This window comes from Pseudomonas sp. MWU16-30323 (genome assembly GCF_020515595.1).
In the GTDB taxonomy this organism is placed as follows: Bacteria; Pseudomonadota; Gammaproteobacteria; order Pseudomonadales; family Pseudomonadaceae; genus Aquipseudomonas; species Aquipseudomonas yamanorum.
Genome location: NZ_JAIWYM010000012.1, coordinates 1 through 17,699, shown reverse-complemented (window position 1 = coordinate 17,699; position 17,699 = coordinate 1). Strand labels below are relative to the sequence as shown.

Below are 17,699 nucleotides of genomic sequence, written 5' to 3'. Positions count from 1 at the left end.
AAACCCCCGTGCTTCGGGGGTTTTGCTTTTTCAGGCTACCGGACATCGGCTCTTGGCGTTTCTGTGGACTAATTCCGGGAGTATTGCCCCGCTTTACCCCTAGAATGCGCCCTGTGGATAACTAGCCAGGGAATGCCGCCGCCATGAACATCGAACTGCTGATCGCCGGTATCGTCGTGCTGATCATTGTCGTCGGCCTGGTCGGCTGGCTGGTGGGGGTCTACAACGGCCTGGTGATGCGCCGCAACGATGTGGATAAAGCCTTCGCCAACATCGACGTGCTGCTCAAGCAGCGGGCGGACCAGATTCCCGACCTGATGCGTGTGGTGCAAACCGCCATGAACCATGAGAACGCGCTGTTCACCCGCCTCAGCGACGCCCGCACCGCGTACCTCAACGCCAGCAGCCTCACCGATAAGGTCGATGCCTCCAACCAGCTCAATACGGCGCTCAAGTCGGTGATTGCAGTGGCCGAGAATTATCCGACGCTGATCTCCGGCCCCAACATGGTCGAGTTGCAGCAGGCGATCTCGGCGGTTGAAGAACGCATCGCCGATCGCCGCGAGTTTTTCAACGAGTCGGTCAACCTCTACAACATCGCCATCGCGATTTTCCCTGATCTGTTCTTCGCCAAGATGCTTGGCTACCAGCGCATCCCGCTGCTGGCCATCAGTGCCGAAGAAACCCGCTACGAGGGCGTGAAGCTTGAGGTGCCGGGAGCATGAAAACGACTCAGGCGGGCGTTGTCGCGAAAAAGCCGGCTTGGAAAACCTTGGTGGCGCTGGTCTTTCTCGCCGGCTTCATCGGCTTGATGGTTTATGCCCCGACGATCCTGGTGGCGCTGTTTTTCCCCGTCTGCATCCTGATTGGCCTGCTGGCCAGCTTCGGCCCCAACTTCTATCGCACCGAACAGCGCCTGGCCACCAGCCAGATACGCTCCCTGGCCATGGGCCTGGTGGAGGTCAAGGGCAAGGTGATCGTCGACAAACCGCTGATCTCCCCGGTCAACGGCAAGCCTTGTGCGGGTTACGTGTGGATCATCGAGGAAGGCACCAAAGACAAGGACGGCGATTGGAGCTGGAGCCAGGTCTCGGCCGAGGCTCGCTGCAATGACTTCCGCCTGCAGGACGCCACCGGGGAAGTGACGGTGATTGCCGAAGGCATCGACTTGTTCGGCAACAAGCGCCCTGACGAGCATGAATCGATCAGCAACTCCCGCCGTCAGGGCGAACTGCTCCTCACCCAGGCTATGCAGGTGATGCTGATTGGCGACGCCTGCGAGCGTGACGGCAAGACGGTGATTGCCCAGGGCAGGCAACGTGACGCAGTGTTCGGCGTGGCCGAGACCAGGGATGTGGAGAATCGCCGTGTGCTGGCGCCGTTGTGGCGTGCCGGGGGTTTCTATGCGGTGGTGGTGGGCTTGATCGGTGTCGGCATCATGGCCATGACCCCGGAACATTTTGCCCAACTGCATCTACCGGGCCCTGCCACCTACCAGCAAATGGCAGAGCTGAATCCCGCCTATCGTTTTCTGGCCTGGTTGTACCGTGACAATGGCTTCGTGATTCCTTTCATGGCCGCGTTTGGCTTCCTGCTGACGATGTTTGTGGTGTTGCTCGCGCTGCGGCTGTTGCTGCCCAAGGGCATGCGCCTGGCGGTGGGCCGTGTGCTGGGCGCCTGGATGGGCTTGGGAATGGTGATTGGCGGCGTGGTGACGTTGCTGCTGGTGGTGGCCCAGGTGGACACCATGAAGGTGTTCCTGGTGTGGATGATGATTCTGCTGGGCACCCTGGTGTTTTCGATCTTTGAGCAACGCAAGCTGGGGGGCGCGTACAAGCATTTTACGAAAGACGCAGGCGCTGCGAGTTTCGGCGACGAAGAAGCCTGATCAAGGCACAAATTCCACTTTTAATCCCCGGCTGGCGCTGCGTCCCTGATCGTCAGTCACCCGCAACCGATACTCCCCCGACTTCCCCGGCCGCCAGTTCAGCGTGGTTTGCGGCGGGCCCTGGCCGATCAGGGTCTGGTCGGCGAACCAGTACAGCGTCAGTGCATCACTGGCTGCGTTGGCGTTCAGCGGAATGCTTTCCTGGGGCTGGGACAGGCGCAGGTGATAGCTGACCTGGGTCAGCGGCGAGCGAATCTGCGGCGCCTCGCTCTGGTCGCCGACGCGGTTGGGTTGGCAGCTTTTCTGCACATTGGGCGGCGTACGCCGGGGCAGCCCGGCGGCGCGGAACAGCCGCTGCACATCGCTGGGCCAGAATTCGAAGACTTCTTCACGGGTGTACTGCGGGTCGAACGGCGGGCACGCGGCCTTGCCGGTACGGGTGTCGATCAGCACCGGGCGATGCAGGTTGGACACACGAATCGGTGACACGCCGGGGATGTACCAGGTCTTGCGGGTGCGCGGGCACCAGCGGTTGGGCAGGTCGCCGGAGGCCGCGCAGACGTCGATGCGGATCAGCCCGGCGGGCGGCTTGTCGGGTTTGATCACCACGTTGGGCAAGGCCAGGGGCAGGGCGTCGGCGATGCGGAAGAACAGCGGTGCGGCGGTTTTCGCGCCGATAAATTCCGGATTCGGACGGCCGTCGAAGTTGCCCACCCACACCACCAGCACGTAAGGGCCTACGATGCCGGCGCTCCACGCATCGTGAAAACCCCATGAGGTGCCGGTCTTCCAGGCCGTGCGCCAGTGGCGCCCCGGTAGCCCGTCCGGGCGCGGGTTGCGCCGCAGCATGTCGCGCACCATAAAGGCCGCCTGCGGCGTGAGTAGCTGGGGGCCGGTGGTTTGCGGCTGTTCCTGCAAATAGCGCAAGGGTCGCAGATGTCCGTCACCGGCCAGCATCACATACAGCCGCGCCAGCTCCTCGGGCGTCATCTCGCCGCCGCCCAGGGCCAGGGCCAAACCGTAATGGCTTTCGCCTCGCAGGCCCTTGATCCCGGCCCGTTGCAGCAAGCCGTAGAGTGACGGCGAGCGGGTTTGGCTGGCCAGCCACACCGCCGGGATATTGCGGCTGCGGATCAGCGCATCGCGGGCTGTCACCGGCCCGACAAAACTGCCGTCGAAATTTTCCGGCTGGAAGTAGCCGAAGTTACTCGGCATGTCCTTGAGGATGCTCATGGGGTGGATCACCCCTTGGTCCAGCGCCAGCCCATACAGGAATGGCTTGAGGGTGGAGCCCGGCGAGCGCCGCGACAGCACACCGTTGACCTGGCCATGGATGCCTGTGGATAAGTAATCCGCCGAGCCCACCAGGGCTTTTACGCTTTGGTCGCGGCTGTCGATCAGGATCGCCGTGGCGTTTTCCACACCGCTGCTGCGGCGCTCGGCGATAAAGCCGGTGATCAGGCGTTCCAGCAATTGTTGCAGCGGCAGGTTGAGGGTGCTGTTCAACTCATTGCCGGTTTGCGACGCCAACAGCTGTTCGCTCAAGTGCGGTGCCAGAAACGGGATCTGCTGGCGGTTGCGGGCTTCCAACGGCAGGTCCAGCAAACTGTCGTTACGCGGGTCTTGTGGATAAGTTTCCCGCCAGTCCGCCATCAGCCGTTGCCGAGCGGTTTGCAGCGATGGCCCGAAGCGCGCGCGGCGGCCGGGTTGCTGGGGGATCACGGCTAGCGCCAGGGCTTCAGACAAGGACAACTGCGCCGCTGACTTGCCGAAATAGATCCGGCTGGCCGCCTCGGCACCTTCGATATTGCCGCCCATGGGCGCCAGGTTGAGGTAGGCCTCGAGGATGTTGTGCTTGCTGTAACGCGCCTCCAACCACAACGCCAGGGCCATCTGCTGCAGTTTGCCGGGCACCCGGCGGGTATTGAGATCCCACAGGCGCCTGGCCAGCTGCATGCTCAAGGTCGAACCGCCCTGGCGCTGGCCGCCGCTATAGGTGGCCATGGCCGCCCGCAACAACGCCGGGGGATTGATCCCCGGGTGCCAGTAGAAATTGCGGTCTTCCTTGAGCAGCAGCGCCTCCACCAGTGACGGAGAAATCCGTTCCAGGGGTAGCCACAGGCGATATTGCCCATCAGCCGCCAGGGTCATGCGCAGCAGCGAACCGTCATCGGCCAGCACCACCCGTGAGGAGGTGGCTGCCTGTTCCAGCGGTGCATGGGGCCACAGTCGCAGCCCCGCCAGAATCAACGCCGCCGCCAGCAGCGGCGTCAGGCTTTTAAGGCTTGGTAATTTCAAGCTGGCCTACTTTGCCGCGTCCTTGCAGGGTGGTTTCGTACATGCCCTCGGCGTAGGCCGGTGGCGTATTGAAGGTACCGGCGTTGGTGGCGCGCACGCGGTACACGAAGGTGCCTACATCCCGCAGTGCAGTGCCGTACAACACCACTCGGTCATCACGCACATCGACGTAGTCCGGCTGCCAGTTGCTCAAGTCGGTCTCGCCGATCGGCGCCTGCCAGGCGTCGGCTTCTTCGGTGTCTTCGCTGGTTTCAACGTACTCCGAATCGTCGCCTTCGCTTTCCTCGCTGCTGGCCGCTTCCGGCTCCGGCGGTAAGTTGTACACAGGCTCGACGCCGCCCGGCAGCAGGTCGACCACCGCCACTTGTTGCACCTGATCACGGTCGGTGGCGCGCAAGCGCAGGCGCACCAGGAACTCATCGCCTACCGCGACCTTGCTGACGGGATTGCCTTTGAGGTCGAGGTATTCGTGGATGATTTCCAGGCCGTTGTTGATCGGCTTGAGGTTGGCGCCCTTGTCATAGCCGGCTTCGCTCAGCATGTAGAACGCCGCCGGGCCGTCGGATTTTTCCATCTGTAGTTTTTGCGTACCGGCAGGCACCGCCGCACGTGGCGGCTGGCCGGCCATCTGCAACAACTGTTGCTGCTTGTCGCTGAGCCATGCGGTGGCCTTGAGGGTCATGTCGCTTTGTGCGCGCTGGCCATAGTTGTCCAGGGCCCGCAGCAACAGCGCCGCCGACAGCGAGTTGTAGCGCTGCTCGTTGAGGCGCTTGCCGAGTTTATCCAGCAGGCTTGCTGGCACATCGTCGAGCATTTCCGGGAAGTGCCGCGCGAGCAAATGCAGGTGCTCGGCGTCGTGCACCAGCGGGTCGTAATACAGGCCGTCGCTGTTCCATTTATCCGACAGGGAAAGCCATGGCACCTTGCGGAACAACGTATCGGCCTGACGATCCTGCTTGAGCAACTTGTAGCTGGCGGCGAGGTATGCGGCGCCAATGTCGTTCTGCCAGGTGTCCTTGAAGTAGCTCTCGTAGCGTTCGCGGATATCGCTCAAGGCGCCGCTCACCAGAATCCCCTGACGGCTCAGGAGGTAACTGGCGTAGGCGCGGTTGCGCAATTCCGACAGGCCTTCGCTCGGGCCGTTGGCCAGGTCGGTGAGGTACGCGTTGGAACGTTGCAGCAGATCTTCCGGTACCGGCAGCCCGCGCTCCCTGGCTTCGATCAGGAAGTCGGTGGCGTACAGGCTGGCGTACGGCGCCACATCCGGGTTGGCCGCCCACAAGCCGAAACCACCGGCCTGGTTCTGCCGTTGACGCAGCATGCGCACCGCACCGCTGAAGGCCTGCTCGGCCTCCGGCGCGTTACCGCCCCAGATCAACGCCGGCATGGCCTTGGACACCAATTGCTCGGTGCAGGCGTAGCCGTAGTCATCCAGGTAATGCTTGAGGCCGTTGGCCCAGACCAGCGGCGAAGCGGCGACGCCCAATTGCACATCGCGCAACTGGCCGAACAGGTCGCGGGTCGGTTTCAGCTCTTTGCTGGCGCTGTCGAAACGGCCCAGGCTCAGGGCCACCCGATGTTCGCTCAATGGTCGGATCGACGTGGTTTCCGCCACCTGGATCCGCTTGCCATCCGGCAGCACCGCGACGAAGCGCAAGTCGGCCGAGCCGAGGTTTTCCCCCACCTTGATCTTGAACTCGGCAACGCCTTCCTTGCGCGGTTGCAGGGCCAGGGTGCTGGCCTTGTCGCCTTGCACCTGCAAGCCATCGCTGGTCTGCACTTCAAACTTCACGTCCGCCGCCGCGTCCAGGTTGCTGAACACCCCGGCGCTGACGCTGAACACATCCCCCGGCGCGACAAAGGCAGGCACGTTCGGCGTGATCACCAGTGGCCCGCGCACTTCGGTGTTGGCTTCGCTGACGCCCACGCTGTCGCTATCTACCGCCACCGCAAAAAGGTGCAGCTTGCCGTTGAAGCTGTCCGGTACCTGGTAATGCAGCACCGTTTCACCGGCCGGCAAGTCCACCAAGCCAGACCACCAGGCCACTGGCGGCTGATGTTTACGCTTGAACGGGTTGAGATGATTGGCCAGGGCGCCTTCGGTGTCACCACCCGGCGCTGCCCCACTGAGCAGGCGGCTGAATTCCGGCAGGATCAGATCAAGAATCTGACTGGTACCGACCTCCAGCGCACGCTTCTGGAAGAAGAAGCCCAGCGGGTCCGGCGTCTGGTAGCGCGCCACTTGCAGGATGCCTTCGTCCACCGCGTAGACCACTGCGCGGCCAGGGCGGTCGGCGTTGACCTTGATGTCCAGGGTCTGCCCCGGCTCGATCTTCGCCGGGCCTTCGACTTTCAGCGCCATGCGCCGCGCGTCGAGGTTGATGCTGAACGGCACCACGCCGTAGGACAGCGGGCTCATGTAGACCTCGGACGAGCCGATGTCCCGCACGAACTGCACGTTGACGTAGGCATTGCCTTCAAGCCCGGCAGGAACGCGGATATGTTGCACGCTGTTGGTGCTGTCGGCCTTGAACCACTGCTGGGTGTAGACCTTGTCCCGTTCGATGGTAATCAACCCGGCGCCGGTGTATGGCGCACGAATGCTGATGGCGATCTCATCACCGGTGGCGTAGCTGCGTTTATCCAGGCGCAGTTGCAGCTCGGCATTGCGTTCCAGGGAGCGCGAGGTGTTGCCCCGGCCGGCAACGCTGTAGTCGATCTGGTTCAGCAGGTTGCCGTTGGCGTCCTTGAGTTGCAGGGTGAAATCGCCCGGGGTGCCGGTGTTCAGGGTTTGCTTGGCGCCGTCCTTGGTCATCACCACCGGCGAGGCCGGCTGGCTGATGTTCTTGATGCGCGACTCGTATTTGTAGGTGCCGTTGGATTGCTTCACCAGCACCGAGACGTAACGGTGCTCGACCACTTCACTGGTCAGGCCGTCGACGGCGACTGGCGTGAGGTCTGGCGCCACGGCCAGCCATTGCACTTCACGCGGGGCGTCCTTGGCGACGAAAGACAGCGAATCCTTGCTCTTCACACCCACCAGGTACGGCGCCGCCGACACCAGCAATGCGCTTTGTGCGGCGACGTTGCGACCGCCTTCGGCTTCGTACACCTGGGTCATCACTTGTAGGCGGTAGGTGCTGTTGGCGAAGCGTTGCAGGTTCAGGTCCAGCAGCGCCTGGCCATTGTCGTCGACGGTGGTTTCGGCCAGGTCTTCGGAGCTGGCTTCTTCCAGCGAGTCATTCAGGCGGAAACGGTAATCCGGATAGCGATCAAAGGCCGCGAGCGTCGGGCTCAGGGACATTTTTGCCGTGACGCGACGGCCCGCCGCCGGAGCGCCGAACAAGTGCATTGCGGTGACCTTGGCCACCACCTGGTCCGGCGGGATCCAGCCCAGCACCGGTGTATCGTGCAAGCTCAGGCTGACTTTCATCCGGTCTGGCTCAAAATCGCGAACCTTGAAGCTGACGCTGCCCAGGTCAGTGCGGCGCTGCTTCTCGCCGATCAGTTGCAGGGTCGCGGTGTAATCGCCGGATGGCGCGACTTCGCTGCTTGGGAAATCAAAAGTCTCAAAGCCGCTGGCCGACAGTTTCAACGGCTGGCGAATCACCTCGAGGCCACGTGGGTCGGTGATCTGCAGCTCAACCGGCAGGCCTTGCAGCGCGCCTTTCCAGTCGCCGCTGCGCACGATCATGCCCAGGTGCGCGGTCTCGCCGGGCCGGTACAGGCCGCGGTCGGTAAACAGGTAGGCGCTGAGACGATTGATCGCACCGTCTTCTTCCAGGCCGCCTACATCAAAGCGCGACAAATCCAGCTGCTGGGACTGACGGGCAATCGGCAGGAACGATTGGTCGTTGCCGCGACTGACCACATACATCAATGGCGTTTTCTCACGGCGCAGTTCATCCAGCTTGGCGAAGTGCGCGTGACCTTCGGCGTCGGTATGCCCGCTGGCCACCGGCAAACCGTTGCGGCCGATGATGTCGACCTGGGCGTCGGACACCGGCGAGCCGTTGCCGATGGACTGCACGTACACATCGTGGCTGCCATCGCTGGAGCGCTTGGCGATGATGCCCAAGTCGGTGACCACGATGAAACGCAGGTCGCTGGTGGTGTTGCGCGAGTAGTCGAAGGTGCGATCCGCCGGGTCGTCCTGCGGGCTCAGCTTGAGCACGAAAATGCCTCGGCGGCCACCGTTGGCTGTGAGGTAGCTGCTCAGGTCGACGTTGTCGTAGACGGTTTTGGACGGGTCGCCAGCTGACAGCGGAATGTCCAGGCTCTGACGCTCCACCATCCGGTCGAAGTAGTCATTGGCAAAATTCGGTCGGGCAAAGCTGCCGCTGCTCTGGTCCACCAGGTGTTGCAACTGGTTGGGCAGCAGGCGGGCGATTTCCACATGGGCGCCAGGTACGCCACGGGCCATGAAGCCCAGGCGTTTTTCGCCGGTGAGGCTGAGCAGGGCGCCGTCGGACAGGAACTGCAGCGTGCGCGGATAGGCCGGCATGCTCACGAGGGAGGCTGTCGGATTTTTCGCCAGGTAGCCGCCGATGGCTTCCAGGTTGGCCGGTACCCGCACATACAGGGCGCGGCCCGGCGGGGCCTTGAACTTGAAGGCGTGCAGGGTGTTCAGCGGTTCGACGCTCGGCACGTGGGTCAGCTTGACCTTGGTGCTGCTGGCCAGCAGCTTGTCGTCGATGTCCTGCAGGTTCCAGGGGCGGGTATCGTCCTCGGCTTTTTCCGGCAGCATCCAGGCCTGCACCTTGTTGGCGATGGTCTCGTCGGCCACGGCGCTGGAGCTGCTGAACATCAACACCGGCTCGGGCTCGCCGCGTTCGTTGTCGACAAAGCTGACTTCGGCGCCGGTAAAGGTCAGGCGATAGCGGCCAGGCACGGTGACTTCGGCCACCAACGGCGCCGAGCTGGCATTGCCGCCGTCACGGGCCTTGAGGCCTTCATCGAGCTTGGCGCTGACCGGGGTGCTTTCCAGCGGAGTGGCCAGGGCGGCGGAGCGCACAAAGGCGTTGAGCTTGTGCTCATCGAAGGTGACTTCCGGACGGTTGGGCAGTTGTGCGTCGCGGTAGGCCAGGCCTTTGCCGAGGGTGACCGAGGCACGCTTGCGTACGCTGTCTTCGTCTACCGGGTGGGAAAAGTGGAAGGTCGCGACCAGCTGTTTCTGCGTCGGGTTGCTCGGGTCTTGGTACAGCTCGTTTTGCGTCAGGGTGGCGCGGAACGGCTGGGTGGAGAATTGGCTGGTGTATTGGCTGAGCAGTACGCCGTCGGCCAACAGGTTCTTCTTGGCCAGGTCGATGGTGTAGTGGGCGTCGACGGGCCAGTCTTTTTCCGGGGTGAACACCAGGCTGCGGTCGTCCGACCAGCGCCAGGTGCCCGCAATGGTCGGCTTGAGGGTGATGCCTTCGGTGACCGGCTTGCCAATGGCTGCCAGCGGTGCCACGGATTCGGCGAAGCGTACCTGCAAGTTATCCACAACCGGCTGCGGCTGGGTGTAATCCGTCAGGTTGGGCTTGTGCAGCGAATAGCCCACGGTGTGGGGCTGTGGCAGGTGGGAATACCAGTGCCAGCCGTAAAAGCCCGCGGCCAGCACGAGTACCAGGGCCAGCGCGCCGCCCGCAGCCTGGCGCGGATACGCCCGGGCCTTGTGGCCGACGTTGACCAGGCCGTTGCCTGTGGCTTGCAGCCAGCGCGGCGGTTGCCACTGGCCGAACAGGCTGCGTGCCAGCCATCGAACGGCGCTGAACAGAACACTCACCACTGAGATCAAGGCCCCGAAAAAACGGCGGCTGGTCGCTTTTAACGAATCAAACATGGTGAGCATCCCTGGCAATGTGTCGCGTATCTTACACGTCTCTTTAATACAAAAGATGACGGCAAAACACGTCGTTTTGCTCAGGCTTGCTGTACGAAGGTGAGGCGTATCGCAAAACCGATCAAAAGACTGCCAAACAGCCACTGTTGCAGGCGTTGGGCGGACGGGCTGCGTTGCAGCCAGCGGCCGATCCTGGCGCCGGCCAGGCCGTAGCAACTGTCGAATGCGAGGCCGACGGCCACCAGAATTGCGCCCAACGTTGCGAATTGCGCCGTCACCGAAGCGCCGTGTGGATCAATGAACTGCGGCAGCAATACGGAGCAGAACAGCAGCGCCTTGGGGTTGAGCAGGTTGGTTAGCAGGCCGCGTTGGAAGGCCTCACGCCAGGCATGCGCTGGTGCCGGGCCATCCCCGGTGTTCAGGCTGGGCAGCAGGTTGGCGCGCAGGCACTGCACGCCGATCCACAGCAGATACGCCGCACCGCCCAGGCGCACCACATCGAAGGTCCAGGGTGCGACCTTGAACAACGTCGCCAGGCCCATCCCGGCCAGTGCCACGTGGCAGGCCCGCGCGAGCCCCAGACCTGCTGCCGTGGCCAGCGCCATCGCCTTGCCCTGGCGGGCGCCGGTTTGCAGCAGCAGGATCATGTCCGGGCCGGGCAACAGGTACACCACCGCCAGCGCGACTAAAAACAACCAGAGTTCTGCCATGTGCCTGCCCCTTGCGATACGTGATTCGTAGGGCAATTTTAGAGGTGAAGGCCGGGGCAGGTGCTTGCGTAGTCAACCGGAAAAGCGTCTAGTCTTGGCACAATCTGCCACTTTTACCGGGCGAAATACTTCACTTATGCCAAACCTGAAACTGGATGCGTTTGACCGCAAGATTCTTGAGGCCCTGCAACGGGATGGGCGCTTGAGCAATGTGCAACTGGCGGACGAGATTGGCTTGTCGGCCTCACCCTGTTTGCGCCGGGTTCGGTTGCTGGAGGAGGCCGGTGTGATTCGGGGTTACCAGGCGAGTCTTGACCGGGATGAAGTCGGGTTGGGGCTGACGGTGTTTGTCGGGGTCAAAGTGGAGCGGCATAACGATGAACAGGCGGAGGCGTTTCGGTTGGCGGTGACGGCATTGCCTCAGGTGATTTCGGCGTTTCTGGTGTCGGGGGAATCGGATTTCCTGCTGCAAGTGGTGGTGCCGGACTTGCGCGGGTATGAGCGGTTCCTGACCGGGAGTTTGTTGAAGTTGCCGGGAGTGAGCGATATCCGCAGCAACTTCGCGATTCAAACGGTGAAGACCCCGGGGGCGTTGCCGTTGGGGCATCTTCCCGGCTGATGATTTCTTATTGTGATGAGGACGCTTGTTGTGGCGAGGGAGCTTGCTCCCGCTGGGCTGCGTAGCGGCCCCAAAATCCTGGGAGCGCTGCGCACTCCAGCGGGAGCAAGCTCCCTCGCCACGGGGGTTGTGTGGATTTGGGGAAGGAGGTGGCCCTCAAGTCCACCAGTAGCGTACGAGATGAAAGAAAATCGGCGCGGCAAAACACACCGAATCCAGCCGGTCCAGCATCCCGCCGTGCCCTTCGATCATGTGCCCCCAATCCTTCACGCCCCGGTCGCGCTTGATCGCCGACATCACGATCCCGCCCGCAAACCCCAGCAGGTTGATCAGCAGCGCAATCAGGAACGACTGCCAGGGATTGAACGGCGTGGTCCACCACAGCGCCGCGCCGATCAGGGATGACAGCAGGATCCCGCCGACAAACCCTTCCACCGTCTTCGACGGCGACAGGTTGGGCGCGATCTTGTGTTTGCCGAACAGCTTCCCACACACGTACTGCAAGACGTCCGACAGCTGCACCACGATCACCAGGTAGGCAATCAGCAGCAGGTTGCGGCCTTCGTAGCCGACGATATCCAGGGTCAGCAGCGCCGGCACGAAGGACACGCAGAACACCGCGATCATCAGCCCCCATTGCACCTTCGACGCCCGTTCCAGGAAGTGCGTGCTGTCGCCACCCAGTGACGCGAGGATCGGCAGCAGCAGGAACACGTACACCGGGATGAAGATCGAGAACAGCCCATACCAGTCGAAGTAAATCAGCAGGTATTGCAGCGGCAACGCCAGGTAAAACGCCGCCACCAGCGCCGGGTAATCACTGCGCCGGGTGGGCGTGAGCGTGAGGAATTCCCGCAGTGCATAGAACGACACGGCGTAGAACAGCAGGATCACCGCGCTAGTGCCGAGCCAGAAGGCGATACCGATCACCACCACCATCACCCACCAGGCGTTGATGCGGGCGTTGAGGTTGTCGATCACCGCATTGGGCGTGCCACGGGTACGGAGTTTGAGGATCAGGCCGATCAGCGAGGCGAGTACCAGGATCGCGCCGATCCCGCCGAACAACATCAGGGTTTGGCTATCCATGTCAGGAATGCTCCGGGGCGAGGGCGAGCAAGGCGTCGCGGGTGCGGGCGAGGAACAACGCCTTGTCTTCGCCGTCCTCCAGTTGCAGCGGTGCACCGAAGCTGGTGGTACACAGCAAGGGCAGCGGCAGCACGCGGCCCTTGGGCATGACCCGGTTGAGGTTGGCGATCCACACCGGGATCAACTCCGCTTGTGGATAACTCTTGGCCAAGTGATACAGCCCGCTTTTGAACGGCAGCAAGCCGTCTTCCAGGTTGCGGGTGCCCTCGGGAAAGATGATCAGCGAGTCGCCGTTTTCCAGGGCCAGAAGCATCGGCGCCAAGGGGTTATCCACAGGGTCCTTGCGCTCGCGGTCGATCAGTACGCCATTGAACACCCGGTTGATGATGTAGCGGCGCAGGGCGCTTTTGTTCCAGTAGTCACTGCCGGCCACCGGGCGGGTGAATTTACGCAGGTTCTGTGGCAACGAGGCCCACAGCAGTACGAAATCGCCGTGGCTGCTGTGGTTGGCGTAATAGATGCGCTGCACCGGCACGGGCGCGCAGCCAAGCCACAGGCTGCGGGCGCCGGTGACGGTGCGGGCCAGGGAGGTAATCAGGGTGGCGACCACGGGTTCGAACATGAGGATTCCTTATCCGGCGAAGGGCAGCCAAGGGCTGGCCAGGATGACGGCCACGGTCAGCAGCACTTGCGCCGCCAGCAGGTAGGCTTGCTTGCGCAACAGTTTCAAGGCGCCGCGACGGCGTTCGGTCCAGGGCCGGCCCGCGCGTTTGGCGGATTGCAGGCCAAGGGTTTGCATGGCGTGGTCGAAGTCGGGCGTGCGCTCGGTGTCCCGGGCCAGCAGGGCGAACAGGTCAGCGTCGAAGGCCACCCGCAGCGCCCAGTATTTTTGCAGCAGCCCGAGCACAATCATCCACAGGCTGAGGGTCAGGCAGATCGGCGTGATACTGGCCATCAGCAGTTGCGCGAGGCCGAACAGTACGCCGAGCAAGGTCAGGCCTGTGGATAACTGATCCAGGGAACGGCCGCGGCGCAGCAGGCTGGCGACGACCTGTAATTCCATATCAGCGGGCATGGGTTAAACCCTCCAGGGCTTCACGGTGAGCGGGATGCAGGACCACACGCGGGCGTGCTGTACGAATAATAGCCACCGCTTCGTCGACATTACCTGCGCGCCCGGTGTGCAGCAGCCATGCAGCCACAGCCGTGGCACTTCGCGAGTAACCAAGGGCGCAGCACACCAGCAATGGCCCGCCCGAGCGCAGTCGTTCAATGGCTTGGGCGGCTTCCAGGCATTGCGCAGCAGTGGGCGCTGTCAGGTCGAGCACTGGCAGGCTGTAATAGGCGCGACCCTGTGGATTAATCGGCAATTCGGCGCACAGATCGACCATGGCCTTGAATGGCTCCAGCTCGCCGCCGGTGGGAATTCGCCCGAGCCAAACGTTATCCACAACCTCGTCGGGCTGTGGATGTTTACGTGTCCACAGGCGGGAATTGATCCAGGCGGCCGCCAGATACGGCGCAAACAGCCAGCGCGCCGCCGGAGTGAGTCGCCCGTCGGCGCGCTTCTGAAAGCCAGAGACACCCAATACCAGGTAATTCGCCTTCATCAATCCGAGGGAAACCGCCGGCCAAAGCAGCCACAACCAACCGCCGCCGAGGGTAAATGCGAGGATCAGACACACCAACGACCCGAAGCCATAGCGCAACCCCAGTCGCCAACGCTGTCGGTCCCGGGTCAGGTGCGCATTCAGCAGCGGGCTCGGATGTTCCAGCGGCCACAGCCACACGCACAGCCAGCCGGCGAGGGCGCCTGTGGGTAAGTCAATAAAGTGATGTTGATAAGTGGTCAGCACCGAAAGGCCGATCAGCGCAAACCAGCCATGCACCACCCAGCGCCAAAGGCCCTGGCTATGTCGCTGGTACATTATCCACAGCACCACCAGCAGGGCGATGTGCAGCGATGGCGCCTGGTTGAACGGCTTGTCGAACCCGGCCAGTACCGCAAACAGCCAGCCGAACACGCCGTCCAGTTCCGGCCTTTCGAAGGTGAAGCGCAGTGGCCAGATCAGGAAGCAGGTGACGGCGATCACCTGGGCCGTCAGCAGGCGCAAGGCGTGTTGCTTCAACTCATGGCGGGTGCTGGGCAGCAGCAGGGAAAAACCGTAGAGCAGGTCGATCGACCAGTAGGGCACGATGGTCCAGGCCCAGAACGGGATATGGGTTTCCCAGCCGAACACCATGGTGCCCACGTCGCTGCGCTGGCTGGTGACCCACGTGGCAAAGCCGTAGGTGCTGAAAAACAGCGGCGCCAACAGCAGCAGCCACAGCACCGCCGGTTTTAACAGGCCCGGTTCACGCATGGGTCAGACTCGCTGTGCCAGGGACACGCTGAAAATCCCCCATTCATCCACGCGCTGGGTGATCTTGCGGAAACCGGCGGCTTTCACCAGTTGGTCCATCTCTGCCTGGCTGCGCCGGCGCATTACCCAGGCCTGGCCCTGACGGTGGCTGGTGAGGGCGCGGGCGATCAGTTCCAGTTGCGGGTGCCACGGTTGGCCGGTGTACACCAGATAGCCGCCGGGCTCCACGGCTTCGGCCAAACCGGCGAGCGAACCGCCGACCATCGCGTTATCCGCGAACAGTTCATACAAGCCGGAGACCACCGCCAGCGTCGGCTTGGGCTCCAGCGCTGCCAGGTCAGCCCGGTCAAACGCATCACCTTTGACGAACTGGGCGATATCCCCCAGGCCTTTTTCACGAATCAGCGCGCCACCGTCGCGCACGTTGATGTCGCTGTAGTCCCGCAACAGGATCGATTCGGGCAACGGCGACACGCCCTGCAAGGCTTCCAGAATGTACCGACCATGCCCGGCGGCGATGTCGACGATGCGCACCTCCTGCTGCTCGTCCCGCAGCTTGGCCATCGCCAGGCGCAGCAACTCTTCCACGTTCAGCTTGCGTTGGCGAATACCGCGCCAGCCGATGGAGTTCAGGTAGTTGGTGTCGATCATCCGCCCCAGCCCGCCTTTGCCGGTGGGTGTGTTGCGGTACACGTAGTCCAGGGTGCTGCCGGAGTCGAAGCCGGTGTCGAAACCGAGCTTCACGCCATCCGACAGTTTGCTGCCCAGGCCCATGCTGGCGCGGGTCATGCGCCAGTAGAGGTCCCGCAGCGAGTTGCGTGGCAACGGCGCGGCGAGGGATTCGGATTCGGCGCAGGTCAGGCCGATCTTGTCGGCATCCAACAGCGTGGCGCGATCCAGCGGGTGTTCGAAGTTCTGCAGGATAAAGCGTCGGGCGCTGCTCAAGGCCACGGCACGGTCACGTTCACCGAGGGTGTCGTGGAAGAAGCCGGGGAGGATGTGCAGTTCTTTTTTCAGGCTGCCCAGGCGGTCGAAAAACTGCTGCTGGGGTTTGCGGTGCACCACAAAGTCCGAGCCGGAGATCAGCAGTTGGGTCGGCACCTGGATTGCCTGGGCATCGGCTACCACCCGGTCGGCCGCTTCGTACAGGCCCAGCAGCACATTCACCGAGATGGCTTTGGTGATCAGCGGATCGCTGTCGTAGGACGCCACGCGCTCCGGGTCATGGCTCAGGAACTTGGCCTTGACGTAACTGTTGACGAAAAAGTTGCCGCGAAACCTGCGCATCAACGCCAGGCCTGGCCGGGCGAAGGGCACGTAGAGCTTGACCTTGAACGCGGGCGAGGCGAGCACCAACGAGCGGATCCTTGGTGCGTAGTCGTGCACCCAGGTCGCTGCGATCACTGCGCCGACACTCTGGGCGATCACCGCGAGGTTTTCTTCCTCAATGCTGTAGGCGCCGCCGATATGGTCAACGAAGGTCTGCACGTCCCGCGCGCTGGTGGCGAAACTCGGGCTGTCGCCGCGCGCGCCGGGGGATTGACCGTGGCCACGGGCGTCCCAGGCGAAGAAGTCGAACTCCGGCAGGTTCAGTTCGTCCACCAGGTGGGCGATACGCCCGGAGTGCTCGTGGCCGCGATGGAACAGCAAAATCGCCTTGCGGGGTGCAAAGCCCGCAGGGGCAGTGGCGGGCCAGTGACGGTAGAAAAGCTCCACTCCGTCATGGGTGCTGAAGGTGTGCTCTTGCTGTTCACGCATCGCAAAATCCTTATGCAGAAGGGGAGGTTTGTTGTTCTTTGAGGCCTTGGCGCACGCGGTTGACCAGGGTGTAGGCCAACAAGGCCGCGACCAGCCACATCACCGCCTCGACCCACCCGGCACCGAGCCAGCCCAGCGCCACGCCGGTGGCCAGCACCCCGAGCACAAATGCCCGATCGCTCTTGCCCATGGGCCCGTCGTAGCGCCGCGAGGCCCCGACCATCGGCCCGAGCACGCCGGCGTATTCGCTGAACACCGCCAGTAGCGTCACCAGCAATACCGGCGCCAGGCTGACCTCGGGGATCAGCGCAAACGGCAGGATCAGCGCGCTGTCGGCGATCACGTCACACAGTTCATTGAGGTAGGCGCCGAGTCGCGACTGCTGGCCGAATTCCCGGGCGAGCATGCCGTCGATGGCATTGAGGGCCATGCGCAGGATCATCCACAGCGGGATCAGCGCAAACAGCCACGCATGTTGTGCGAAGCCGGCAATCAGCAATCCCACCAGCAGGGAAACCACCCCGGCCAGCACGGTGATCTGGTTGGCGGTGGTGCCGTTGTCGTAAAGGCGCTGCACCAGCGGGCGCAGCAGGTTCTGAAAACGCGGTTTAAGCTGATAGATCGAAATCATGGGGAGTGACGCTTCCTTGTCCGTAAGCCCGCGAAAAATCTTGCTGGAGTGTGCCGATTTATTGGGGTTTGGGCCAGTGGTGGCGCAGGCAAGCGGATGTTCCCCAAAGTGGCAGGTGATGGTTAGGAGAGTAGGATTCATTTTTTGACTTCTGCTGCCAGGCGGATGGCTTGTAGTTTGCGGAAGTCGGGTTTGGAGCGACCGTCGGCTGAGGTGCTGCCGTCGGGGTAGGTGAAGGCGGTGTGGTTACCTTCCTTTTTAATCTTCGGTCCAGCCGAATAGACCGCGAAACCTGAGTGCAGAACCGGCTCGAAATATACGTGGCGAGCGTGCAATGCCTGGTAGCCGAGATAAATATCGCCCTCACCCGCCAAACTTACGGTTTTTTTGTAAGTCCCCAAAAACTCTTCATCGATCCAAGGGTAATAGTCCTTCTTTATCGTCAAATCCCCTTCGACTTCAACGGGCATGCCAGCGCTTCTCAGGCCACGATTGTGGTCGAACTTCACCACGACACCT

General features: G+C 62.7%; 12 protein-coding genes and 1 pseudogene. 3 read left to right on the top strand and 10 right to left on the bottom strand.

The features are described 5' to 3' along the window. Positions 1–143: 143 nt before the first annotated feature. Entirely contained in the window at positions 144–725 is a 582-nt protein-coding gene (locus LIY45_RS15870) for a LemA family protein (RefSeq protein ID WP_010168443.1), read from the top strand. Next, on the top strand, positions 722–1,888 hold the full coding sequence (locus LIY45_RS15865; RefSeq protein WP_226476876.1) for a hypothetical protein: 1,167 nt from the start codon (positions 722–724) through the stop codon (positions 1,886–1,888). The genes LIY45_RS15870 and LIY45_RS15865 overlap by 4 nt, the downstream gene beginning before the upstream one ends. Here the strand turns inward: LIY45_RS15865 and pbpC are convergent, their stop codons facing one another. The 3 genes from pbpC to LIY45_RS15850 form a co-directional block, all read right to left on the bottom strand. Beyond that, positions 1,889–4,186 (bottom strand): penicillin-binding protein 1C, encoded by a 2,298-nt coding sequence (gene pbpC / locus LIY45_RS15860; RefSeq protein WP_226476875.1) that lies wholly within the window; start codon positions 4,184–4,186, stop codon positions 1,889–1,891. After that, entirely contained in the window at positions 4,167–10,010 is a 5,844-nt protein-coding gene (locus LIY45_RS15855) for an alpha-2-macroglobulin (RefSeq protein WP_226476874.1), read from the bottom strand. The genes pbpC and LIY45_RS15855 overlap by 20 nt, the downstream gene beginning before the upstream one ends. Before the next feature lie 80 nt (positions 10,011–10,090). After that, complete coding sequence (locus LIY45_RS15850) at positions 10,091–10,720, bottom strand: LysE family translocator (protein ID WP_226476873.1); 630 nt, start codon at positions 10,718–10,720, stop codon at positions 10,091–10,093. 145 nt (positions 10,721–10,865) lie between these two features. Here LIY45_RS15850 and LIY45_RS15845 point away from each other — a divergent pair, with 145 nt between their 5' ends. Continuing rightward, on the top strand, positions 10,866–11,339 hold the full coding sequence (locus tag LIY45_RS15845) for an Lrp/AsnC family transcriptional regulator (protein ID WP_026078018.1): 474 nt from the start codon (positions 10,866–10,868) through the stop codon (positions 11,337–11,339). Between the two features lie 156 nt (positions 11,340–11,495). On the opposite strand, the gene LIY45_RS15840 is transcribed toward LIY45_RS15845, so the two are convergent. The 7 genes and pseudogenes from LIY45_RS15840 to LIY45_RS15810 form a co-directional block, all read right to left on the bottom strand. After that, the gene (locus tag LIY45_RS15840) at positions 11,496–12,428 is read right to left on the bottom strand and encodes a phosphatidate cytidylyltransferase (RefSeq protein ID WP_226476872.1); all 933 of its coding nucleotides are present in this window, start codon (positions 12,426–12,428) and stop codon (positions 11,496–11,498) included. Position 12,429: 1 nt separating this feature from the next. Continuing rightward, positions 12,430–13,050, bottom strand: a complete 621-nt coding sequence (locus LIY45_RS15835) for a lysophospholipid acyltransferase family protein (protein ID WP_226476871.1) — start codon at positions 13,048–13,050, stop codon at positions 12,430–12,432. A 9-nt stretch (positions 13,051–13,059) separates the two neighbouring features. Continuing rightward, positions 13,060–13,503 carry a hypothetical protein gene (locus tag LIY45_RS15830; protein WP_017476807.1) on the bottom strand — a complete coding sequence of 148 codons (444 nt, stop codon included), beginning with the start codon at positions 13,501–13,503 and terminating at the stop codon, positions 13,060–13,062. Continuing rightward, the gene (locus tag LIY45_RS15825) at positions 13,493–14,791 is read right to left on the bottom strand and encodes a phosphatase PAP2/dual specificity phosphatase family protein (protein ID WP_226476870.1); all 1,299 of its coding nucleotides are present in this window, start codon (positions 14,789–14,791) and stop codon (positions 13,493–13,495) included. Before LIY45_RS15825 ends, LIY45_RS15830 begins: the two co-directional genes overlap by 11 nt. A 3-nt stretch (positions 14,792–14,794) precedes the next feature. Then, entirely contained in the window at positions 14,795–16,549 is a 1,755-nt protein-coding gene (locus LIY45_RS15820) for a bifunctional alpha/beta hydrolase/class I SAM-dependent methyltransferase (protein ID WP_226476869.1), read from the bottom strand. Between the two features lie 10 nt (positions 16,550–16,559). Continuing rightward, positions 16,560–17,180, bottom strand: coding sequence for a CDP-alcohol phosphatidyltransferase family protein (locus LIY45_RS15815; protein ID WP_226476868.1), 621 nt, complete (start codon positions 17,178–17,180; stop codon positions 16,560–16,562). A 137-nt stretch (positions 17,181–17,317) separates the two neighbouring features. Beyond that, positions 17,318–17,699: pseudogene (locus tag LIY45_RS15810) on the bottom strand (hypothetical protein); the annotation flags it as partial.